At 34.1% G+C, this 22911-nt stretch carries 16 protein-coding genes, 1 tRNA gene and 1 pseudogene; 12 read left to right on the top strand and 6 right to left on the bottom strand.

The annotated features are described in order from the left end of the window. On the bottom strand, positions 1-1563 hold the full coding sequence (nusA, locus tag ABWU75_RS04435; RefSeq protein WP_264731488.1) for a transcription termination factor NusA: 1563 nt from the start codon (positions 1561-1563) through the stop codon (positions 1-3). Between the two features lie 88 nt (positions 1564-1651). Further along, positions 1652-4725, bottom strand: a pseudogene (locus tag ABWU75_RS04430) (efflux RND transporter permease subunit). A gap of 175 nt (positions 4726-4900) precedes the next feature. Between ABWU75_RS04430 and ABWU75_RS04425 the strand changes: the two are divergent. Then, positions 4901-5515: a hypothetical protein gene (locus ABWU75_RS04425; protein WP_264731484.1), complete on the top strand. Its 615-nt coding sequence runs from the start codon at positions 4901-4903 to the stop codon at positions 5513-5515. Here ABWU75_RS04425 and ABWU75_RS04420 read toward each other — a convergent pair. Next, positions 5498-6256: a glutamine synthetase gene (locus ABWU75_RS04420; RefSeq protein WP_353286690.1), complete on the bottom strand. Its 759-nt coding sequence runs from the start codon at positions 6254-6256 to the stop codon at positions 5498-5500. The two genes, ABWU75_RS04425 and ABWU75_RS04420, sit on opposite strands and share 18 nt — an antisense overlap. A 326-nt stretch (positions 6257-6582) precedes the next feature. Between ABWU75_RS04420 and dnaA the strand changes: the two genes are divergently transcribed. After that, positions 6583-7965, top strand: a complete 1383-nt coding sequence (dnaA, locus tag ABWU75_RS04415) for a chromosomal replication initiator protein DnaA (RefSeq protein ID WP_253309363.1) — start codon at positions 6583-6585, stop codon at positions 7963-7965. A gap of 27 nt (positions 7966-7992) precedes the next feature. Here dnaA and ABWU75_RS04410 read toward each other — a convergent pair whose 3' ends face one another. Further along, positions 7993-9258, bottom strand: a complete 1266-nt coding sequence (locus tag ABWU75_RS04410; RefSeq protein WP_353286689.1) for a metallophosphoesterase family protein — start codon at positions 9256-9258, stop codon at positions 7993-7995. 190 nt (positions 9259-9448) lie between these two features. On the opposite strand from ABWU75_RS04410, the gene ABWU75_RS04405 reads away from it, so the two are divergent. The 8 genes from ABWU75_RS04405 (at position 9449) to ABWU75_RS04370 (ending at position 17729) form a co-directional block, all read left to right on the top strand. Further along, positions 9449-9536 (top strand) — tRNA-Leu (locus tag ABWU75_RS04405). A 31-nt stretch (positions 9537-9567) separates the two neighbouring features. Then, on the top strand, positions 9568-10650 hold the full coding sequence (locus ABWU75_RS04400) for a GTP cyclohydrolase II (RefSeq protein WP_264731477.1): 1083 nt from the start codon (positions 9568-9570) through the stop codon (positions 10648-10650). A gap of 72 nt (positions 10651-10722) precedes the next feature. Continuing rightward, positions 10723-11403 carry a virB8 family protein gene (locus ABWU75_RS04395; RefSeq protein ID WP_264731475.1) on the top strand — a complete coding sequence of 227 codons (681 nt, stop codon included), beginning with the start codon at positions 10723-10725 and terminating at the stop codon, positions 11401-11403. Continuing rightward, positions 11390-12190: a P-type conjugative transfer protein VirB9 gene (gene virB9 / locus ABWU75_RS04390; RefSeq protein ID WP_253309956.1), complete on the top strand. Its 801-nt coding sequence runs from the start codon at positions 11390-11392 to the stop codon at positions 12188-12190. The genes ABWU75_RS04395 and virB9 overlap by 14 nt, the downstream gene beginning before the upstream one ends. Positions 12191-12206: 16 nt before the next feature. Continuing rightward, the gene (locus tag ABWU75_RS04385) at positions 12207-13703 is read left to right on the top strand and encodes a TrbI/VirB10 family protein (protein WP_353286688.1); all 1497 of its coding nucleotides are present in this window, start codon (positions 12207-12209) and stop codon (positions 13701-13703) included. 1 nt (position 13704) lies between these two features. After that, positions 13705-14697, top strand: coding sequence for a P-type DNA transfer ATPase VirB11 (gene virB11 / locus ABWU75_RS04380; protein ID WP_253309358.1), 993 nt, complete (start codon positions 13705-13707; stop codon positions 14695-14697). 30 nt (positions 14698-14727) lie between these two features. Next, positions 14728-16743, top strand: coding sequence for a type IV secretory system conjugative DNA transfer family protein (locus tag ABWU75_RS04375; RefSeq protein ID WP_264731469.1), 2016 nt, complete (start codon positions 14728-14730; stop codon positions 16741-16743). Between the two features lie 122 nt (positions 16744-16865). Further along, positions 16866-17729 (top strand): P44/Msp2 family outer membrane protein, encoded by an 864-nt coding sequence (locus tag ABWU75_RS04370; protein WP_353286687.1) that lies wholly within the window; start codon positions 16866-16868, stop codon positions 17727-17729. A gap of 194 nt (positions 17730-17923) precedes the next feature. On the opposite strand, the gene prmC is transcribed toward ABWU75_RS04370, so the two are convergent. Both prmC and ispF read right to left on the bottom strand, forming a co-directional pair. Continuing rightward, complete coding sequence (gene prmC / locus ABWU75_RS04365) at positions 17924-18763, bottom strand: peptide chain release factor N(5)-glutamine methyltransferase (RefSeq protein ID WP_353286686.1); 840 nt, start codon at positions 18761-18763, stop codon at positions 17924-17926. Between the two features lie 607 nt (positions 18764-19370). Further along, positions 19371-20699, bottom strand: coding sequence for a 2-C-methyl-D-erythritol 2,4-cyclodiphosphate synthase (gene ispF, locus ABWU75_RS04360; RefSeq protein WP_264731464.1), 1329 nt, complete (start codon positions 20697-20699; stop codon positions 19371-19373). 84 nt (positions 20700-20783) lie between these two features. Between ispF and ABWU75_RS04355 the strand changes: the two genes are divergently transcribed. Next, positions 20784-21692, top strand: a complete 909-nt coding sequence (locus tag ABWU75_RS04355) for an alpha/beta hydrolase (RefSeq protein WP_253309353.1) — start codon at positions 20784-20786, stop codon at positions 21690-21692. A gap of 49 nt (positions 21693-21741) precedes the next feature. Further along, entirely contained in the window at positions 21742-22815 is a 1074-nt protein-coding gene (locus ABWU75_RS04350) for an AI-2E family transporter (protein ID WP_264735948.1), read from the top strand. Positions 22816-22911: the final 96 nt, after the last annotated feature.

Genomic DNA, 22911 nt, shown 5'->3' with positions numbered 1-22911 from the left:
TTATATTAACCCAAGCTTTTTACGTGCTTCTATGATTATTGAGTCTACTGTATCTTTTAGATTTTCTTTACTATCAGCTGAGGAAGAGAGTATGCTGCAAAACTCATAACTTGATAAATCTGCTATGTCCTCTAAAGTCTTAATATCATGTTTACTAAGAGCAATTTTATTGTCTATTGATAAAGTTAAATTGATTACATCATCTTCCATACCTAGACTTTTTAGCTCTTCTATTTTTCTATCATTTTCTGCTTTCAGGTGCTTGTTTGCTCTGTTATGAAGTTCGTTTGCAATATCCTCATTAAAGCCCTCTATTGAAGAAAGCTCTTTAATTGAAGCGTTTGATATATCTTCTACGCTTGAAAAACCTTCTGTTACCAATAGCTGACCCATAATCTCTTCTAAGTTTAAAGCTTCAGCAAATAAAGCTGAACATTGACTAAGTTCTTTACTTCGCCTTTCTGATTCTTGCTGAGTGCTTAATATCTCAATTTTCCATCCAACAAGCTCTGAAGCTAATCTTACATTCTGGCCCTTTTTTCCTATAGCTAAACTCAATTGATCTTCAGCAACTATTAACTCTATGCAATTTTCATTTTCATCAATAATAACCTTCGATACTTCTGCAGGAGTAATGGCTTTAATAACAAATTGACCCAAATCTGAGGAGTAATTTATAACGTCAATTTTTTCACCATTTAATTCGTGTATAATAGTTTTTATTCTATCTCCCTTAACTCCAACACAAGCACCTACTGGATCAATGTTCTTGTCAGGAGAGAAAACAGCAACCTTAGACCTTGAGCCGGCGTCTCTAGCTATACCTTTAATTGTTACTAACCCGTCAGCAATTTCTGGTATTTCTTGATTTAATAATGCCTCTAAAAAGCCTTCATGAGTCCTAGAAAGAATAATTTGACGTCCATCATCAGAGCGCTTAACGGTCTGTATGTAAGTTTTAACCTTATCGCCTTCACGAAATGATTCACCACCGGTCAAATTTCGCAATGGAAGATATGCCCTAGTGCCATTTATGTCTATAATAAGATCTGAATATTCTACTTGTTTAACAATACCATACCTTATTTCTCCCACCTTATCTTTAAATTCCTCATATTGCTTTTTTGACTCTTCATCTTTAATTATTTGAGCAATCTTTTGCTGGGCAATCCTTGCTGAAGCAAGATCAGTGTTAAGAGAGAGCAATTCACTAACAGTATCTCCAACTTTTGCATCTCCTTTTATTAATTTAGCTTGTGTCAGCGTAATTGATTCATACTCAGTGTTCTCTTCTTCATTTGATTCGTCATCAATAACTTTTAGTTTTCTGTATGAAGTAACTTTGCCTGTATTTCTATCTATATTAACTACAATTTTACTTTTGCTACCATATTTTTGATAAGCCACTGCTTCTATAGCACTTTCTAGTGCCTTTATTACAACATTAAAATCTAAACCTTTTTGAAGTGAAAGTTCTCCTGCTGTTTTTATTACATCAAGGCTTCCAACTATGTTATTCTTGTTACTTTTCTGCTTAACACTGCTTTTACGATTAGCAATCATAATAAATAAATCCAATGTAATTAGTTATAATTATAGCTTCAACGGGCAAAGAACGCTATCTTAAATGTTAAATGATTGCTAATTTAAGTCAAGTTTTTTCATGTCTTTGTATGACAAGCAACGCCGGAGTAAAGAATAAAGTTAAGACCGTTGCAGCCAATATTCCACTTGCTATGGTTGTTGAAATGTCAACCCACCACTGGCTTGATGGAGCATCATATGTGATTTGTAGCGTAAAAAAATTGATATTTAACCTGGTAATCATCGGTATTAAACCAAGAACTGTGGTTGCAACGGTAAGCAATATTGGCCTAATGCGAGAAATTGCAGCGTTTATTACACATCGCTTGATGTCATTTTTGTGTACCTTAATTTGGTGATGAAAGGCATCAAGCAATAGTATGTTATTATTCACTATAATTCCTGCCAAAGCAATTATCCCCACTCCACACATAACAACTACGAAAACTTGTTGGATAAGAAAGAAAACAAAAAACACACATGTTGTGGATAAAAACACTGCTGTCATTACGATAAATGTATGGTATACATTATTAAACTGTGTCACTAATACCAATATCATTAGTGTAATTGCTAATATAAAAGCCTTTAACAAAAATGTTCCTGATTTTTGTTGATCTTCTTTGTCGCCTTTAAAATCAATTTTTACTCCCTTGTCCCAATCCTGGGCAATAGAATTCTGAATAAACTTTACTCTTTCATTAACAAGATAGCCAGTATCCACATCAGCGGAAATTGTCACTGTACGTAATCCATCAATCCTATTTAGTTTGTTTACCTTTTTTTCGGGAGCATATTTTACTATGTTGCTCATAGGATACGGGCCATTAACTGTATTGATAAAAAGATTATCTATAGTCTTCATGTTGCGGTCCCTTCTGGGGAAACGGAGTACAATATCGATTTCTTCATCCGTGTTATTTGGTCTATATTTTCCAATCAACACTCCATTTGTAACCATCTTTATAAAATCGCCAATGGTTGCAACACTTACTCCAGAACTTGTAGCCTTACTCTTATTAACACTCATATTCCACTCTATTTCAGGTGCTGATCTGCTATCTTGAATATTTATAAACCCGGATGAAGGTTGGTCCATAATTTTTAGAATTTTCTCTGCTGCTAAATTCAGATTGGATGCACTTCCGCTGAGGTTAATTTGTATTGGCTTGTCAGCCGACGGTCCTGACTTTTCCTCTTGAACATTAATTATTATTCCTTTCATGTCTTGCACACTGCTCCTTATATCGTTTAATATGTGCTTAGCTTTGCGCCTGAAGCGCCAATCCATAAGTTCTAGTTGAATTCTGGCGATAACGTTGTCTGAAAATGCTCCTGATCTAGCATAAGAAACATGAATTTCTTTTTCAACGCTCAAAATGCGTTCTTCCACTTCTTTTAGTATCAAATCTCGTTCTTTGGCTGATAAGCTTTCTTTTGCTTTAACACTGATTAAAATATTATCTGAATCCACTTTCGGAAAAAACTTCACTCCAGGACCAAAGGTAAAGTACAGCACACTAAATGAAAACAGGACGAATACAGTAGCACATATGAATTTTTTAGGATGATCTAAAACCTTCTCTAGCATGCGTATGTAAGCTCTTATTATAGGCCCAGCATTTTTTATCTCACCACTTTCTATAGCACTCATTTTTTTTATTTCTTTTTTTGAAGTTATTGAAGGCTTACCAAATATTGCACCAAGTGTTGGTATAAAAACCAAAGCCATAATGAGCAATCCAGTCAAAGTTAGAATTATTGTAATTGGTATGTACTGCATGAATTTACCAACAGTATCAGGCCAGAATAATAGAGGAAAAAACACTGCTAATTTAGTTAACGTCGATGATAGAACCGGATAAAACATATCACGAACTGAAGTGTGAAAGGCTTCTACTTTGTCCATTCCGCAGATCATCTTTCTATCGGCATATTCGCTGATCACAATTGCATCATCAACCAGCATGCCAACAGCCATGATTAAACTGAAGAGCACAACGATATTTAAGGTTATGCCCATAAAGTAAAGAGCTATTATCCCAATGAGAAAGGAACCGGGTATCGAGAGTGCCACAAGAATAGCAATCCTTGTTCCCATAGAAAGCATCATTATGATCAATATTAACAACACAGCGAATATTATGCCGTTTTCCAAGTCATCAAGCACATCGCGGACGTTTTTTGACTGGTCATTTAAGTACACCACTTTTAAATTTTCAGGTAATTGATCTTTTGCCTTATCCATTAAGTATTTTACTTGATTTACTGTGTCTATTATGTTTTTTCCGTTACGTTTTGAAATTTCTAGCACGACACTAGGTAATCCATTAATGCGAGCAAACCCTTGGTGATCCTCAAACCTAGGGTATACTTTTGCTATATCTTTGATTCTCAAAACTGCATCGCCTTGAGATCTAATAGGAATATTCATAATATCTTCTATATCTTTTAATAACCCTGATATTTTAATCGAATATTTACCGGTATCATTTTCCAGTGACCCAGCTCCCACTAGTCTATTATTGCTTGATATAGCTTGGAATATTTCGTTTGATTGAATGTTATATTTTGTTAGAACTGTGGGCTCAATTATAACTTCCACTGTTTCTTTACGCATACCTGCCACTTCAACTTTGAGAACATTTGGCAGAGATTCTATTTCTTTCTTTAGCTTGCGTGCTATTTCAGTTAAGGCTCTTTCTGGCAAATTACCAATTAAGCCGACATTGAGTATCGGAAATAAGCTCAAGTTTATTTCATTGATTATCGGAGATTCCGCTTCAACAGGTAACTTCGATTTTATGTTTGAAAGCTTTGAACGGACATTATCGAGCACTTCTTTATTATCATACTCTGTTCCAAATTCGAGTATCATGTGAGCACCATCATTAGTTGCAAAAGCTCTCAATTCTCTTACACCTTCGATGGATCTTAGTTCATTTTCTATAGGCAGCACTAATAGCTTTTCACTATCTTGAGCAGAAATCCCAGGAAGTCCAACAAACACGCTGATTATAGGAATCTGTATATCAGGGTTACTTTCCCTTGGCATTTTTACATAAACGTATGACCGAAGATAAAAATTACTATAAGTAATAATACCACCGCCCTGTTTCGCTCTATGAGTAAGCTCTGCATGTTGAATGTTAACTAAATATGTGTGTTTGTACAATATTATAGTCGAGATACGTTGCATATTAATTAATCCTTGTATAGCTTTAAAACTTTACGCAAATAATTAAAATTTTCGCAAAATTGCAAGTATAAGAAAATTTCTGTATAATAATTCTAGAACAGTATTTGAGAGGTTATTATGGTGGCAATTTTAAATGTAACAAAAGGCAAGAGAAAAGTTATTGTGTCTGGATTAGCTGGAGCTTTATCAGCTTTAATATTTTTAACAGCAATCCACATTGCCGCAAAGATAGCCATTATCGTTTCTGCTGCTGCAGTTACTTACTTATTACTTTTGCTGATTCATAAAATAAGAACTAAAGCTGAAATTACTCGTGTTTCAGAAGATGAAGGTGAAGAAAAAGATACGGAAATATCCGTAAAAGAACCAAAAAGAACTGAAACTGAGCTAGCAGAAGAATTAAAAAATAAAAGAGCACAAGAAGAAATGAAAAATGGACTACCTGAACATATGGATTTCAAAGGTAATTCACTTTCTAAAAGCGCTGATACTAAAGATAGTCATTCCGTTTCTAGTGATACAAATATTGTTATGGAACCTTTACCTAAACACATGGATGCGCTTGGTAATCCACTTCCTGAAAGACCAAGTGCAAATATTAGTATAGAATCTAAACCTGAGAGAAAACTATCTCCTGCAGAGTGGCTATTACAGCATGGGGTAAATAATGATGTGAGGGAAGTGCTAGAACGGCCAGCAAAGGGGTTTAACGGGTTAGGGTTTAACATGTAGTTGTTGTATTAAGCTCTCCATCTTATATTGAGAATCAGATGCAATGCCGTAGACCCTATTTGGCGGAGCAATTTTGTTCTCTATACCAAAAACTATACCTTCAATTATTGCTGTGAGTACTTTTTCAAGGTTACAGTCTGCTCCAGGAACACGGTGCTCTAGGCGGCATCTTTTGGAATCGTTGCCAAAATAGGGAATTCTTATCGCAGCAGTTCTGTTATTTACTCCCCAACTAATCGTAGTTGGAGTGTAAATATCCGGGTACTGAAATCTTAAATATGAATCATCATTTGGAGCAAAAAACAACATATGTTTTTTCATCATTGCACATAATCCGCCAATACTATGAATCAAATAATCACTATACTTTTGCTCATTGATATAAAATAAGTTATCGTTATTTGAATTCACGAGATTAACATGCACATTTAATGCACTGCCTGCTCTATCCAAATAAGGCTTTGCTTTAAAAGAAACGTTCCCACCAAGTTTTTGTACTACTTCAGTAAGTAATTGTTTTGCTAACTCAAAATGCTTAATTAAATTGTCGGAGTTCGTATAACAACCACTTTTTATCTCATATTGATGTGTAGAATTCTCCTTCTCGCAAGAAAATTCAAGAAATGCTATTTTATTTTTGATGCTATTCAGAAATAAATATTCTTTTTCTATTCCTTCAATGTAAAACTCTAGTTCAATACCGAATACAGCATGACAACTCAAATTACTTAATATAATCATAAATTTGCTTCAGTAAATCTATATTAGGTTAGCTATATTTATATGAATACTTTACTTATTTGCCAGTAAATTTAACATCTTATTTATACATAATGTATTACTATTTTTAATAGCATGCTTCTAATCCTCGATACAAGCGACATTTACAAATTTTTCATTTTTTTGAAATAAAAATGATCAATTTTAGTGTTTTTATACCCTTTACAACTCATCAAAAAATCACCATAATTTTTAGTATGTATTAAGTAGTATTAGCTTTTCATTTTGCAGTAAGCTATTGATTATCTTATATTTTTCTAATTGTTGCTTTTTTCTTGGTATGGTATATGAACTTAACTAGCCCTAAGGTTTCTACTATGTTTTTTGATCAGATTATTACAGTAACGGATCACAATGTTACTTGGGAAAAAATCCAAAATTGTCTTTATAATCTTTATGGAGAAGCAACATATAACAGCTGGCTGAGTTCGCTAAAATTTGTCAGTAGCAGAAATGGGGAAGTTCTTTTATCCGTGTCAACAAGGTTTATAAAAGAGTGGATTACAGTTCATTACATGAAAAAAATATTATCATTATGGCAAAGCGAAGATAAAAGCATACGTTCTATTGATATTCAAGTAATTGAGGAAAGGAATTCAAATTTTAATGTTATACTAAAAAACAGAGAGGAAAGTAATCATAATCTTGGTTCGCCGCTGGATCCAAGGTTCACCTTTGATAATTTTGTAGTGGGAAAGCCAAATGAATTAGCATTTACGGCGGCAAAGCGTGTGGCAGAATCTATAGATCCAATATTAGGCAGCAATCCTTTGTTTCTATATGGTGGAGTGGGACTTGGTAAAACACATCTAATGCATGCTATAGCTTGGCACATAGTCAATTCCCCATCAGAAAAAAGAAAAGTAGTATATTTATCAGCAGAGAAATTCATGTACCAATATATTACAGCGCTGCGAAGCAAAGATATTATGTTATTTAAAGAGCAATTTAGATCAGTAGATGTATTGATGGTAGATGATGTGCAATTTATCAGTGGTAAAGATAGTACACAAGAAGAATTTTTTCACACTTTCAATGCATTGATAGACCAAAATAAGCAATTGGTTATATCAGCTGATAGGTCTCCTAGTGATCTTGATGGAGTGGAAGAAAGAATAAGATCACGACTCGGTTGGGGGTTGGTGGCAGATATTAATGAAACAACTTTTGAATTAAGGCTTGGTATATTGCAGGCAAAAGTGGAGCAGATGAATATGTATGTTCCGAAAGATGTCCTAGAGTTTTTAGCAAGGAACATAAAATCTAATATAAGAGAATTAGAAGGAGCATTAAATAAGGTTACCCATACCTCATTAATTGGAAGAAGTATGACGGTAGAATCAGCTAGTGAAACCCTAATCGATCTTCTTAGGTCAAATCATAGGTCAATCACAATAGAAGAAATACAAAAGAAAGTAGCTGAATTTTTCAATATAAAGGTTGCAGATATGCAATCCAATAGAAGACTTCGCAGTCTTGCAAGGCCAAGACAAATAGCTATGTATTTTGCCAAAAAATTTACGCAAAAAAGCCTACCAGATATTGGGAGAAACTTTGGTGGCAGAGACCATGCTACCGTTATACATGCAGTAAAACAAGTAGAAAATTTTATAAAGACCGACTCAAAATTTGCTGATGAAATCAATCGATTAAAAAAAATGTTTAAGTAGCGTTGTTAAAATAGCTAATAACAAGTCCTAAAATGAATCGACTATAGTTTTAATCCGTTTAAGTTTAAAATCTTCTGTTAGCTTCGCAGAATACATTTCCTTATTGTGTTGATTATAGAAGGTAAATTTGTGATCATCTAAGTTTAGTATTGCAAAGCCAAAACCGAAAAAGTTTCTAACCTCGTGTACTAAGTAGTTTCTACCATTTGAATAGTCAAATTCTACATTTTGATAAACAGGCTCTTGATCTTGAGCGTGTAATAATGCACCACCGTTTCCAACTATAATCTGGTCTGGAACATTATCCATTAATAAAATCTGGGCTATATGAATGTGGCCAGAAACTATGGTAGTGACATTGCTTGGAAATTTATCTCCAAAAGCTTCAATTTGTGTAAGATTACCATGGCTTTTTAATGTCAAAAATTCTTTTTTTGGAGATCTCCAAAGCGGTTTATGAGTTAAAAACCACGTGGGCTTATCTTGTATCAATTTATCAAATTGCCTTTCAAAAGCATCAATTGTGCTTTGGGTTGTAAAAATATCCTCACCGGATGAAGAGTCGAAGATAAAAAATTTCATCGGTCCAGCATCTAAGGACCAACTAGAAACGAAGTTTCCACATTTTTCAGACGAAAAGGGGTATGAATCTAGATACCTGAACCATCCTTCATAAGCTCTATTACAACTCTCATGGTTTCCACGAACAAAAAGGAAAGGGGATTGTAATGAAATATCCTTTGCAGGCTCAAACCAATCAGCGTACCAAGCTTTTTTATTATATCCATAAATATCGCCACACTTTTTTGTATTTCTACATTTTGTTTGTCTATAATGATAATCACCAACATGGATAATTAAATCTGGTTTATGAAGGGCGATTGAATCTAAATTTTTTTTTAAAGGCCAGCTATCTACCGAATTACATTCCTGCTGAAATAACATATTTATTCTACAACCCGTGTCACCAATAAAAGCAATTTTATTAACCTTTTCTGGTAATATAGGAACTCGTAGATCCTCAATACTAATGTTTTTGGCACTTGTTTGTGCTGTCAGTTCACAAACTGTTTCGTTATGATCACCATTGTTAATTGAGCTGCGATTCAGCATTTCTATTTCCTCGCCATCGACATAAACAATGGGACACATGTCATTGTCTGTAATTGCACGTATGCTTAATTTATTTTCTGGGATAACTTGAGACCATGTGTATAATATCTGTGCATGGACGAAATGAAAGCTGGTTATAAGAGATAGAGCTAAAAAAATAAAGATATTAGCTACATTCATTTGTATAAAAACCTAAGTTAAAAATTAGTAGTAAGGTTGTCTTAAATGATTAAAATTTATAATCACAAAATTCATAATCAAATTATACAAGTAATTTCTAAATTATTCTAGTATCAGATTGACACTCTAGATGAAAAATTCTAAAATGATTAAATAATTTAAAATAATTATATAAAAACTAGAATATAGTGCGGCCGTGGTGGAATTGGTAGACACGCAGCGTTGAGGTCGCTGTGGCTCATAAGGCCTTGGAAGTTCAAGTCTTCTCGGCCGCACCAGTTTTTTCATAGCTGCTTAATATGGGTAAAAATGTTTATAGGAAATCAGAGTAGCAATAAGGTAGAAAGAGCTATCAGCGAAATCAGGCGCGGCCGGCCAATTGTAATATATGATAAAAGTAATTACCTATTGTTTGCTGCTGCTGAGGCTTTAGAAAGAGATTTATTTAATCAATACAAGCTTATATCAAGTAATGTATATGTTACTTTAACTTCAAGTAAGGTAAAATACATATCTCAGAATAAAGAACATAACAGCAAACGTCTGTTGGTGAATAATTTTGATGAACTGCTCCATTTAATAAACTGTTCAAAGGAAGATTGCATAAGAGAGTTGCAATGCTCAAAGACAATAGATGAATGTGCTATTGCCTTGCTTAAGTTCTCAGAATTATTGCCATACGCGTTAGTGGCTGATATGACTTTTGAGAATAACCATGAAATGCGAAATTGGTGCGAGAAAAATGACATTATTGCACTGGACACGTCATTCATAAATAATTTTCAAGAAAATCAGGATGTATATGAAGTGTGCAAAACATCATTATTTTTAAAACAGACTCAAGAAGTAAATATCATATCTTATAGAACAGAAAGTGGTGGAAGAGAACATCATGCAATTATCATTGGCAATCCAGATAAAGATGGCGAACCATTAGTAAGAATTCATTCTTCGTGCTATACGGGTGACTTGTTAGATAGCTTATCATGCGATTGCAGAAGTCAGTTACATCAAGCAATTCAAATGATAGCTGACTCTGGAAGTGGTATTATATTGTATTTGATGCAAGATGGAAGAGGCATTGGTTTAACTAATAAGTTAAGAGCGTACAGTGTGCAAAGAGGACATAATCTTGATACTGTTGATGCAAACAGAATATTAGGTTTTGAAGATGATGAAAGGAGTTTTGCTGTTGCAGCTAAAATGCTTAATAAATTGAACATTAACAAAATCCAATTACTTACAAACAATGATAGGAAATTGTCAGAATTGGAAAGTAGTGGTATAGGAGTTACAAAGTGTCTACCACTTATTGTGGAACGTAATAAATATAACGATTCATATATGGAGACAAAGTTTGGTAAGCTAGGCCATAGATTAAGAGTTTTTTAGCTTTTTTGTTGTAACTACTTTGTTAATTTGCTATGTTTATTAACATAAGTTAAGATTTTTAGGAATACTAAAATGCTAAGATTTTTTAAGCGAGAAAAAAATACTGAATCCTTAGATAAGGATATAGATTGGAATTCAAACCGCTACAGCACAGTTATTGCTCAAAGGAATATTCTACTTTTATTTGCATTAATATTATTAGCAACGATCTCTATCAGCATATTAGTCATATTTAAAATTAGCACAAGTAGCACTATTGAGCCATTTGTTATAGAAATTGACAAGAAATCAGGAATAGTGCAATTGGTTGATCCTGTCACAGTAAAACAATATTCTGCAAATGAAGCGCTAAACGATTATTTTATTTCAGAGTATATAAAAGCAAGGGAGGTTTTTGATCCATATCATTATAATTATAACTATTATACAAAGGTGAGGTTGTTTTCCTCACCTAATGTGTATAATGAATTTAGAAATTATGTAGGATCACAGAATATGGATGATCTTTTTAATTTGTACTCAGATACCAAAAGTGAATTTAAAATTCGCTCAATTCAAAAATTGGGTAACGATGCTCTTCAGGTGAGGTTTTTTGTGGAATTTATACGGAAAGATGGAAGTTCCACAAGAAAAAATAAGATAGTTATTATGTCATATAGATATGCATCGCTTGAAATGGATGATCAGCAAAGATATATTAACCCATTAGGATTTCAAGTTATTTCATATAGAGTAGATGATGAATATGTATAGGATATTATTAGTTTTAGCTTTACTTGTAAGTGGCAATTTAAACGCATCCATTAATTATAATGAGCCTATTTCTGTAGATAGTAGAATAAAGACTTTTGTGTATAGCCCTAATGAAGTATTTACGGTGGTTTTTAGTCAGGGTTACTATTCTTATATTGAATTTGCGGAAGGAGAAAAAGTTAAAAATATCGCTGTTGGTGATGCATCAAGTTGGAAAATTAATCCTTATGACAATAAATTGCTTATCATGCCATTTGAAGTTAGTAGTCGCACTAACATGATTATTACAACAACTAAAAAAAGAAATTACATTTTTGATTTAATCTCAAGGCCAAACTACGATAAATACCCAGATACTGATGCTAAGAAAGTGGGTCACGATTATTCTGCTGAAAAGGATATATCTTACGTAGTACGTTTTTATTATCCTCAAGAAGAAGGTGAATTTGATCTTGATTTAGATGAGGTTTCTTTACCTACTCAAATGCAATATACTACAGACAAGCCAGAAAAAATAATACAAGAAAATGATACGAAGTACAATTATACATATATTGATGAAGGTGGTAATGCGGATATAGTTCCGATTGAGCTATTTGATGATGGTTATTTAACCTATTTAAAATTTAGAAATAATAATAAAATACCTCAGATTTTTGTAGAAGAGGAGGATAAACCTTGTAAAAGGCTGTTATTTGATGATTATGTTATAATAAAAGGAGTACATAAAAAGCTATTTATGCGTTATGAAGATGGTGAAGTTGAAATTATAAATAGGTCACTTTAGCTGTGGTATATGCAATATGAGTAAAGAAAGGCGTAACAATTCAGAAGATGAATCAGAAATAGAGAACAAGGTAGTAACAGTTGGCTCTAATCAAGGTCATAGGGCATTGATGGTCATTATTTTAGTGCTTCTGGTTGGTGGAGTGTATTATCTCTATTTTAGTCCTTCTCATAAAGAGGGTTCAGAAGTTATTAAAAAAGAGGAAACAAAGCAAAATGTTCAAGAATTGAAGGGAAAGTTGGAACAAGTTCCAGATAATGTAATGGTTCCTGAAAGAATAATAACTGATCCCTTACCACCCTTACCTCCTCTTCCTACACCACCAATCATACCAGAAATAAAACAAATTAGAAAAGAAGAAGAGAAACCAAAAGAAACTCCTGTGTCAAATATACCTATTTTGCCAAAGCAAAATTTTCCTTCTAGTAATGTTATGGGCAATTTACCTACCTCGTTTCCTACAATAGGGGGTAGCGGTTATCCTAGAGACAGACGTAGTGCACAAATGTTAACAATTTCAAGTGATGGTGGAGAGAATAAGGCTGCTGATGCTATTTTATCTGACACTTCAGCACAATCGAGCAAAGCTACCAGAGTAGGAAAGCTTGGTTTAATGGTTACTCAAGGTAAAATTATTGATGCTGTTCTTGAAACTGCAATAAACTCTGATCTGCAAGGAATGCTGCGTGCTATGGTGAGTAGAGATGTTTATGCAGAAACTGGTGATACAGTTTTAATACCTAAAGGCTCAAGATTGATAGGCAGTTATTCATTTGACTCGAATGTCGCAAGAGCTCGTGTAAATATAAACTGGAGTAGGGTCATTCTTCCTCATGGAATAGATATTGCTATCTCATCACTTAGTACTGACGAGCTTGGCAGAGCAGGAATAGCTGGAATAGTTGATAATAAAATAGTAAGTGCATTATTCTCTTCAGTGGCACTTGCTGGTGTTTCAATTGGTTCGGCTGTTATAGGGCAAAAGGCCTCTAATCTTATTGATACGCTAACTGCTATGGATGCGGTGAGATCCATCACTGCAGCTGAAATAGATATCTCTTCTCTCAAAGGGGCTATTGTTGAGAGATTGGAGGATACTATAAAAACTGAAGTTGGGAGGGTAGGAGACGAAAAATGGAAATTGGGTCTTAGGGCTATTGAAAAAATTCGGAATGCTAAAAGTGATCAGGATTTACTGAGAATAATAAAGGAAGAAATAGTAAGTGTGATAAAAAGTTCTGGAGCTAGTGGAGTTGATGCAATTACTAGTGACAATATCGGTATAACTTTAGACGATGTACGTCAACTGTTGAGGCAAACTCAGAAAAGAAGCAAATCTGTTTATGATGAAGCAATCGGGAAGTCAATCAATGATTTTTCTAAAGACATGCGAGATATAGTGGGCAGATATACAGATAAAAAACCAACTATTTATGTCGATCAAGGCACCGCGTTGAAAGTATTTGTTAACCAAGATATAGTATTTCCTCCACAGGCAATATTAAATCAATGAAATGAATTATGCTGCACTTGATACATATTTGGAGCCATTACAAGGCATATTTCAAGAAGAAGGCGTAAATGAAATATCAATAAATAAGCCAAAGGAAGTATGGATTGAAAATCGCGGTGAAATAAGGTGTGAAAAATTAGAAGTATTCGATCTTAACCATTTGAAATCTCTTGGCAGACTGATTGCTCAAGCTACAGAACAAAAACTTAGCGAAGAAGCACCTTTACTTTCGGCAACATTACCAAATGGTTATCGTATACAGATAGTATTTCCACCAGCATGTGAACCTGATAAAGTAGTCATGTCGATTCGTAAGCCTTCTAGCATGCAATTAGCACTCGATGATTACGAAAAAATGGGGGCTTTTTCTGAAACTGTTACAGAAGCAACTGATAATCCAGTTGACCGTCATTTGGATTTACTGTTAAGGCAAAAAAAAATAAAAGAGTTTTTAGAATACGCTGTAATAAGTAAGAAAAATATTATAATTAGCGGTGGAACTTCCACTGGTAAGACTACTTTTACTAATGCTACTTTGCGTGCTATTCCAACTGAGGAAAGAATTATTACTGTTGAGGATGCAAGGGAAATCGTTTTGAACGATCATCCAAATAGAGTGCATCTGATTGCCTCCAAAGGAGGGCAGGGCAGAGCAAAAGTAACCACTCAAGATTTGATAGAGGCGTGCTTACGTTTAAGGCCAGACAGAATAATAGTTGGTGAGCTCCGTGGAGCGGAAGCTTTTAGTTTTCTTAGGGCGATAAATACTGGTCACCCTGGATCAATATCAACCCTTCATGCGGATAGTCCAACAATGGCCCTTGAGCAAATAAAATTGATGGTTATGCAGGCAAATCTTGGCATTCCTCCAGACCAAATTATACCATACATTAGAAATGTGATTGATATTGTTATTCAGCTAAAAAGAACCGGTGGGGGCAAAAGAAGCATTTCTGAGATATTATTTACTAGATCTGCAAGCGAAAATGCTTAAATTTATACATAAGTTAAAAAAGAGTAGTTTATGAGTAATGGAAATCACCTACGTAATATTCTCATAGGAGGTGTAGTAGCTTTTAGCGTACTTGAGTTTTGCTTCTATCTATCTGGTATATTGTTCTTTCTATTAGTTGACGGTCCGGATGCTGTGGATTTTAAGGCAATTAATCCTAGTTTGACGCCTTTCCCTCAAGCTCTTTGGCCAACGATTTTTGATCATATACAATATTGTTGGCACCACCCAGAGTTATATAGCCTTGAGCTCAAATTTAAATTAATTCTATCTTCTACAATGCCTATTGTTGTTTTAATGATTATCTTATGGAATTTAAGAGAAAGGATAATTGAGTGGCGACCATTTAAAAAGAAAGAATCACTTCATGGAGACTCGCAGTGGGCATCAGAGAAAGACATACGAAAAGCAGGATTAAGAAGCAAAAAGGGATTATTGCTTGGTAAAGATAAAAGAGGATACTTTATTGCTGATGGGTTTCAGCATGCATTGTTATTTGCACCTACAGGTTCTGGTAAGGGTGTTGGCTTTGTAATTCCTAATTTATTATTTTGGACTGACTCGGTAATTGTACACGACATAAAATTAGAAAACTATGAAATAACAAGTGGTTGGCGAGAACGACAAGGACAAAAAGTATACGTATGGAATCCAGCGCAGCCAGATGGAATAAGTCACTGTTACAATCCATTACAATGGATTAGTAAAAAACCTGGGCAGATGGTTGACGATGTGCAAAAAATAGCTAACCTCATCATGCCTGAACAAGACTTTTGGCAAAATGAAGCAAGAAGCTTATTTGTTGGAGTGGTATTATACTTACTTGCTGCACCAGAGAAAGTTAAATCTTTTGGTGAAGTTGTGCGTACGATGCGTAGTGATGACGTAGTTTATAATCTTGCTGTTGCTCTTGATACAATGGGTAAAATACTACACCCTGTAGCATATATGAATATTGCAGCTTTTTTACAAAAAGCTGATAAAGAAAGGTCGGGTGTTGTATCAACTATGAACTCATCGCTTGAATTGTGGGCAAACCCATTGATTGATACTGCAACTGCGTCAAGTGATTTTAATATTTTAGATTTTAAAAAGAAGAAAACTACAGTTTATGTTGGTTTAACTCCTGACAACTTGACTAGGCTCAGGCCTTTAATGCAGGTTTTTTACCAACAGGCAACTGAGTTTTTATGTAGAAAATTGCCATCGGATGACGAGCCTTATGGCGTATTGTTTTTAATGGATGAGTTTCCTACACTTGGAAAAATGGAGCAATTTCAAACAGGTATTGCATATTTTCGTGGTTATCGAGTTAGGTTATTCTTAATTGTTCAAGATACTGAGCAGCTCAAAGGAATATACGAAGAAGCAGGAATGAACTCCTTTTTGTCAAACTCGACTTACAGAATAACTTTTGCAGCCAATAATATTGAAACAGCTAATTTAATATCGCAACTTATAGGAAACAAAACTGTACAACAAGAATCGTTGAATAAGCCTAAATTTTTAGATTTAAATCCTGCTTCAAGGTCGTTGCATATCTCTGAAACACAGAGGGCATTGCTATTGCCTCAAGAAGTTATTATGTTGCCACGCGACGATCAGATAATTTTAATAGAGTCAACTTACCCAATTAAATCAAAGAAAATTTTGTACTATAGTGATAGCACCTTCACAAAAAGACTGCTCAAGCAAACTCGTGTGCCTACACAAGAACCATATGACCCAAACAAAGTTCTTTCTGCTGCTGCGAGCAAAGATAAGGTTAATAACGAGGGGAATAATGCTCTTGAGGGGCCTAATTCAGTTGATTATCCTGCTGAAACTAAAACAGAGGATGCAGTGTATGATGAATCAGATGAATTTGCAGACGAAGATATTGATGATGAAGATATTGACGATAAGTTTGAAGATGATGATGAAGGGTTTGATGACGAGAGGAGCGATGATGGGTTTGATGACGAAGACGAGGATGATGAATTTGAAGATGAGGATATTGACGATAAATTAAAAAATGATCAAAAATAAAGGTTAACTTTGCCTATTTTTAGCTCAGAAAAGTGCAAGTTATGCAAATAATTAGGTTTTTCATATTAAGCCATTTTTAATTAATTAGTATTAGATTAGCTATTTTAACTAGGGGAGTAGTAATGATTAGTAAAAAAACATTAGCGGTTACAGCACTTGCTTTGCTGTTGTCACAACAATCTTTTGCAAGTGAAACAGAAGGATTTTACTTTGGTAGTGGGTATTACGGTCAATTTTTAAATGGCATGGGTGAGTTGAAAGCAAAAATTGGAGATAAGGATGCTGCAGATACTAATAAGGTATCTATAAATGACAGGAGTGCTCAGAGAACAGACGGTCAATTACTAAGTAAGTATAAAGGAGATTGTAATCCACCTTTTGCTGCAAATGTGGCATTTGGTTACACAGGGGAATTGGGTAACAACAGCTATAGAGCTGAATTGGAAGGAATGTATTCTTCTGTAAAAGTGGATAATATTGGTTTAACAAGTAGCCAAATAACTGTTTCATACCTAAAGAAGATTGACAAGGATCCTAATAAAGGAACTTATCTCTATAGTGCTGCAGTTAGTCATGACCAAATTGAGAACATATCTGTAATGGCAAATGTTTATCATCATTGGAAAAGTGACCGTTTCTCTTTTTCTCCTTACGTTGGTATTGGAATCGGTGCAACAAGAATGACGATGTTTGAAAAACCGTCAATAAGACCCGCAGGTCAATTAAAAGCTGGCTTTGACTATCGCATAAACGAAGATGTAAATATGCATATCGGATATAGAGGTTTTGGTGCTATTGGTAGCGATATTAAGCTTACAGCAGAAAAGTTAGGACAAGTGGTAGACGACCCTAATAATATTGGAAAAAAGAAGCTTGATCCTAGCTCAGGTAACAAAGTAACTGAGGAAATAAATATAGGTAATCAACTATTTCACACACACGGCATAGAGGCTGGCCTTACTTTCCACTTTGCCAGCAAAGCTTAAACATGTTGCCCTTTTAAAAAATGCATAAAACCGTTCCTGTCATCCTATGGCTTGACCATAGGATCTAGTTAAATATAGATCCCAGTGTCACGCACTGGGATGACGAGGTAGAGGGTACTGGGATGACGAGGTAGAGGGTACTGGAATGACATAGGATAATATGGGATGAAGGAGATAATACAAGAAAACATTAGCTATGTTTTTTGCACAACAATGCACCTCTTCATTCCTGCCAAATCATGTACATATTCCTGAAAAGCTAATTTGTATGAGGGTATTATTTTGTCAATATCATTTTGATCTTCACCTATCTCCAATATCGCAAACCCATTTTTTTTAAGACACCTCCTTAATATTGAAAAAATACTCAAGTAACAGTTTAAACCATCAATTCCACCATCAAGAGCAATTCTTGGCTCTTTTTGCACTTCAGCTTGCAAGTCTTTCAATTTGCTTCTTTTAATATATGGAGGGTTGCTAATTATAAGATCGAATGAACCTCTGCACTCTGTCCATGAGCTTGGAAATATTTTGGCTCTGCTGAGGAGATTATGTTTCTTTGTGTTCTGATAGGCAACTTTGTATGCTTCCAAGCTTTTTTCAAAACCGATACCAACGGCATATTCATACTCACTAAGTACAGATATCAATAAACAACCTGTGCCTGTACCAAAATCTGCAATTTTTAGTCTCTGCTTTTTATTTGGGTAATATTTTAACACTGTTGAGATTAATGTTTCACTATCTGGTCTTGGATCCAAAACATGCTGGTTAACTATAAAATTTTTACTCCAGAATTCACGATTACCTATTATTTGCGATATTGGATATCTTTCCGCTCTTTTTTTTGTTAATTTCCAAAATAAAAGTTCTTTCTCCATCGGCACTTGATCAGCATGGTTCATAATTATGAATGATCTTTCCACTCCAAGTACGTGCTGCATGATGATTTCACAATCTAAATGTGGTGATTCAACTTTATGTGACGATAATAACTCCGATCCTTCTTGAATTAAAGTGCTGATTGTTTTCATTATTCTAAAAATGTGTTCCTTTCAGCCAAGAATAGCAATTCCAATTTAGGGTAGCTGCACTAAATCCAAGTGTCAAGCATGGGTTCTTGCATAACCTAAACAGAAAAAAGATACAAGGTATTATTTTAGATATAAGCTATAAATATTTAAGAAATTTACCAAATGAAAAAAAAGGCAAAAGAAGCCCCGTGGTTGGCTAATTACTTACATTATACTTTCAAGTATGGCGTTTTTTTATTCTAAACACTTAATAACCGCGATTCAGCTGCTTTTAAACCGCAACTAATCTAAATTATAAATGTTAAGAAATTTACTAAACAGAAAAAAAGGCAAAAGAAACCCTAGGGTAGCTAGTTATTCACTATCCATTTTTTAAGTTGGCGTTTTTTGATGTTTTAAATGCTTTATAAGCGCATTTCAGCTTATATTAGGTAAAAACCTAGAAATTTTATAAAGACATAGAGTGCACATAGTGCAAAAAATTAAATATGAAACGCCAGATACGTGAGTTTTTTTGTCATTTAATCTGTACAGAGAAGATAAATAAATAGCCTCAGTGTTTATGTTAAGGGGGTTGGCGGAGTTTGTCAAGTAAGTTTTTTCGTTTCTATTCCCAATAAAAGTTTGTATGCAATAACACAGAAGCATATGCTGCTATTCCTTCATTTCTTCCAATAGAACCTAATTTTTCTGCAGTGGTTGCTTTGATATTTACAAATTCATCATCAATCTCTAATGCTTTTGATATGAATTTCTTCATTTCTACTTTGTAAGGCGATATTTTAGGCTCCTCACAAACTATAGTAATATCTAAATTAGACACGCTGTACCCTTTTTCCTTTGCTTTTTTAGCAGCAAAGTCAAGAAAGTGAGATGAATTGCAATCTTTCCATTCAGAGGAACTAGGAGGAAAGTGCTCTCCTATGTCGCCACATCCCAGTGCTCCGAGTATTGCATCAACGATTGCATGTATTGCAACATCACCATCAGAGTGCGCTTCTATTGCCATGTTGTGTTCAATTTTCACACCGCAAATTTTTATAAAGCTCTCAGCACCATTTTGAACTTTAATGAACTTATGTATATCATAACCAGTTCCGACACGAAATTTTGGCTCTTCAAAGAGAAGCTTTGCCATATTGATATCCTCTTTTGTGGTTAACTTAAAATTGCTTTTCTCACCTTTAATAATCGCAACATGTTTTTTGTGCTCTACCATTAGTGATGAATCGTCAGTAAATTCTTTGTCTGATTGATGGCACGATAATAATTCTTTGAAATTAAAAATTTGAGGAGTTTGTATGGCTCTGAGTTTTCCTCTTGAAATCGTAGATTCAACGAAATTATTACCCACCAATGACATAGTGTCTTCGACTTCTATTGCTGGTACTACTCCTGTATATTGATCATTAATCATGGACTGAGCCAAGTTATCTATCAGAACATCTGACACAAAAGGCCTACAAGCATCGTGTATAACTACAAAATCTGGGTTAATTTTTTGTAAGCTTTCAAGCCCTAGTTTAACTGAATTTTGCCTGTTTTCTCCTCCATATATTGGACTTAGTAATTTAGTATCTACACCTCCTGTCATCCAAGTAGCTTGACTACTTGGATCCATACTTTCTTTTTTTCTAGATTCCAGCGTCACGCGCTGGAAGGAGTGTACTGCTGATTTTTCACTTAAATAATGGTTGGATAAGAGATCCATTGCTTCCCTATAAAAACTTTCATGGTCTCTATTAATTGCTATTCTTATGTAATCTATATATTGGTTAGCCAGAAATCTTTTAATTGCATGAAATAAAACAGATTTACCTGCAAGTTTTGTATACTGCTTAGGAATTGTGTTACTGCATCTACTGCCTACTCCTGCTGCAACTATTAATGCTGCTATTTTGTATTTCTTAAGTCTGTTAGTGTGCATATTTATCATTTTCAGCGTAAGTGTATAGTAACAAGTTATTTACAGTTTTAAAAAAAGAGTGTATTATCTTATAAGATATAATACGATGCTAGAATGCACATTACTAAGTGTAATAAAGAAAATGAGATACACCTTATATTCTTTCATGGAATAGGGGATAATCATAAAAATGCTCAACAATGCTTACAGCATTTATGTGGCAGAAATAGGCTAAAAGCTATTGCTCATACACATAAATATCCGGCTATATTCCAAAACTACATAACTTATGCTGCAGTTAGCTTTTTGTTCCTCGTGGCATCTGTATCAGCGCCCATTGCAATATTACTACTTATAAGCCCCATAACAGCTGGAGTAGTTGGTTTAGCAAGCTTAGCTGCTCTAACTTGCATTTTTTTATCCGTAATGCTTATTATTATTCCCTTTATAAATAGAGATCAAAGTTTGCTTAAGCCCTCGATAGAAGAAATCAATGAATTAATGGACAAGGGTGTGAGGCCTGAAAACATTATACTTTTTGGCCATTCCTTTGGAGGAGCAGTTGCATCGGCAGTTTTGAAGCACTTTGCAGACAAAAACGTTAAACTTGGAAGTGTTATTTTTACTAGCACTTTCAGCTCTTTTCATACAGCAATAGGGCATTTTCCGATCCCTCAAGCAAAAATTTTAAGTATGTTGCCCTCATCCATTTTTAAAAAATTGCTAAAGGCTTTAGATCTAGATTTTGATTTAGTGAACGATATACGAAAGTTGCGAGATGAGGGAAAATTGAATATGCCAATAATAGTTATTAATAGCAAAAGAGATTACTTAATACCACAACCTGCACAATTGGCGCACGCAATAGAAAATGATGTATTGCTACGTGGAAAATTGATCAAGATTGTTAATTCGAAAAGGTATGAAGATGATCCACATAACGGAGTTTTATCTAGTTGGGAATTGGGTGAAAATTTGATTGACCTAATACTTAATAAAATTGATAAAACAATGAATAGATAGTATTTACAATAAACTGTATATTTTTCAGTAAATTGACTATGCTAAACGCATGCAAAAACGTCATATAACTATTTGTTTTATACTGCTTTTTATAATAGGGATGTTATTCCTGATGCGTCCTATGATTTTTCCATGTTTAATGTCTATTGTTATTGCATATTTGTTTAATCCGCTAGTAGTCAAGTTTGAAAAGTATAGAATACCGCGTTCATGTTCTGTAATTTTTATAATACTTGTTTTATTAATAGCTTTTATACTAGTTATAACATTTGTTTTACCTATTATATATGTTCAAATTACTTCAATATTAAATTTCTTAGTGAGTAAAGTGCCTTCATTAAAACTTAAAGTAATCCCCTCTGTATTAGAATTTCTTAATATAAAAATCGAGGATAGCTTATTTGATCACTTATCTAAAAATCTAGCAGAAAATTACAGCGACTATGTATCTTATTTCATAAATGCTCTTGATATTGCTAGTAACTTTATAATCCAAGTGTTAAGTTCAAGCTTTAGCTTGATTCACACGGTATCATTAATGGTGATTACTCCTGTAGTGTTTTTCTATATATTACGTGATTGGCCTTTAATTATAGAAAAAGCTAATAAATTAATTCCTGTTTCTTATAGAGAAAAAGTTGCAAATTATTTTTCCAAAGTGGATTTCATCATATCTAATTATCTAAAGGGGCAGGTAAATGTATGTATTGTCATGATGGTCTTTTACTCTGTGAGCCTGAGCATAATCGGATTGAAACACTCTATTGTTATTGGAATTTTATCAGGAATATTAACGTTCATACCTTACGTAGGACCATTATTATATACCATTATTGGGTTTTTGAGCGCTATTACTCAATTTAGTGAATGGTTTGAAAGTGCTGCCGTTTTGCTATTATTTGGTGTTGGACAATTAATAGATTCAAACATATTAGTTCCTTTATTAATAGGAAAAAAAGTTCATATACATCCAACTGTAATTATTCTGGGAATTACTATATGCGCTTCATATTTTGGGTTTACAGGTATATTACTTTTTATTCCAATAATAGCAATGTTCAATGTATCAGTAGAATATGCAATCAATAAATATTTTAAAAGTGAGCTTTATAAAAACGGCTAACAGACCTTTTGCATAATCAATTTATGGTAAGAGGAGAAATGAGCCCAGAATACCTGAGATATTTGAGGAGCGTAAGTAAATTTCTGCGCAAAAATT

This window comes from Wolbachia endosymbiont (group A) of Anthophora plumipes, assembly GCF_964028115.1.
Lineage (GTDB): Bacteria > Pseudomonadota > Alphaproteobacteria > Rickettsiales > Anaplasmataceae > Wolbachia.
Note: the sequence above shows the minus strand (reverse complement) of the source record. Positions and strands in the feature narration are given on the sequence as shown.

Excerpts from the sequence above, each read along its gene's own strand:
- ABWU75_RS04395 (WP_264731475.1), top strand. The coding sequence starts at position 10,723 with ATGCTAAGATTTTTTAAGCGAGAAAAAAATACTGAATCCTTAGATAAG.
- ABWU75_RS04355 (WP_253309353.1), top strand. The coding sequence starts at position 20,784 with ATGCACATTACTAAGTGTAATAAAGAAAATGAGATACACCTTATATTC.
- ABWU75_RS04425 (WP_264731484.1), top strand. The coding sequence starts at position 4,901 with ATGGTGGCAATTTTAAATGTAACAAAAGGCAAGAGAAAAGTTATTGTG.
- dnaA (WP_253309363.1), top strand. The coding sequence starts at position 6,583 with ATGAACTTAACTAGCCCTAAGGTTTCTACTATGTTTTTTGATCAGATT.
- ABWU75_RS04370 (WP_353286687.1), top strand. The coding sequence starts at position 16,866 with ATGATTAGTAAAAAAACATTAGCGGTTACAGCACTTGCTTTGCTGTTG.
- nusA (WP_264731488.1), bottom strand. The coding sequence starts at position 1,563 with ATGATTGCTAATCGTAAAAGCAGTGTTAAGCAGAAAAGTAACAAGAAT.
- virB9 (WP_253309956.1), top strand. The coding sequence starts at position 11,390 with ATGAATATGTATAGGATATTATTAGTTTTAGCTTTACTTGTAAGTGGC.
- ABWU75_RS04350 (WP_264735948.1), top strand. The coding sequence starts at position 21,742 with ATGCAAAAACGTCATATAACTATTTGTTTTATACTGCTTTTTATAATA.
- ABWU75_RS04410 (WP_353286689.1), bottom strand. The coding sequence starts at position 9,258 with ATGAATGTAGCTAATATCTTTATTTTTTTAGCTCTATCTCTTATAACC.
- ABWU75_RS04420 (WP_353286690.1), bottom strand. The coding sequence starts at position 6,256 with ATGATTATATTAAGTAATTTGAGTTGTCATGCTGTATTCGGTATTGAA.
- ABWU75_RS04400 (WP_264731477.1), top strand. The coding sequence starts at position 9,568 with ATGTTTATAGGAAATCAGAGTAGCAATAAGGTAGAAAGAGCTATCAGC.
- ispF (WP_264731464.1), bottom strand. The coding sequence starts at position 20,699 with ATGATAAATATGCACACTAACAGACTTAAGAAATACAAAATAGCAGCA.
- virB11 (WP_253309358.1), top strand. The coding sequence starts at position 13,705 with ATGAATTATGCTGCACTTGATACATATTTGGAGCCATTACAAGGCATA.
- prmC (WP_353286686.1), bottom strand. The coding sequence starts at position 18,763 with ATGAAAACAATCAGCACTTTAATTCAAGAAGGATCGGAGTTATTATCG.
- ABWU75_RS04375 (WP_264731469.1), top strand. The coding sequence starts at position 14,728 with ATGAGTAATGGAAATCACCTACGTAATATTCTCATAGGAGGTGTAGTA.
- ABWU75_RS04385 (WP_353286688.1), top strand. The coding sequence starts at position 12,207 with ATGAGTAAAGAAAGGCGTAACAATTCAGAAGATGAATCAGAAATAGAG.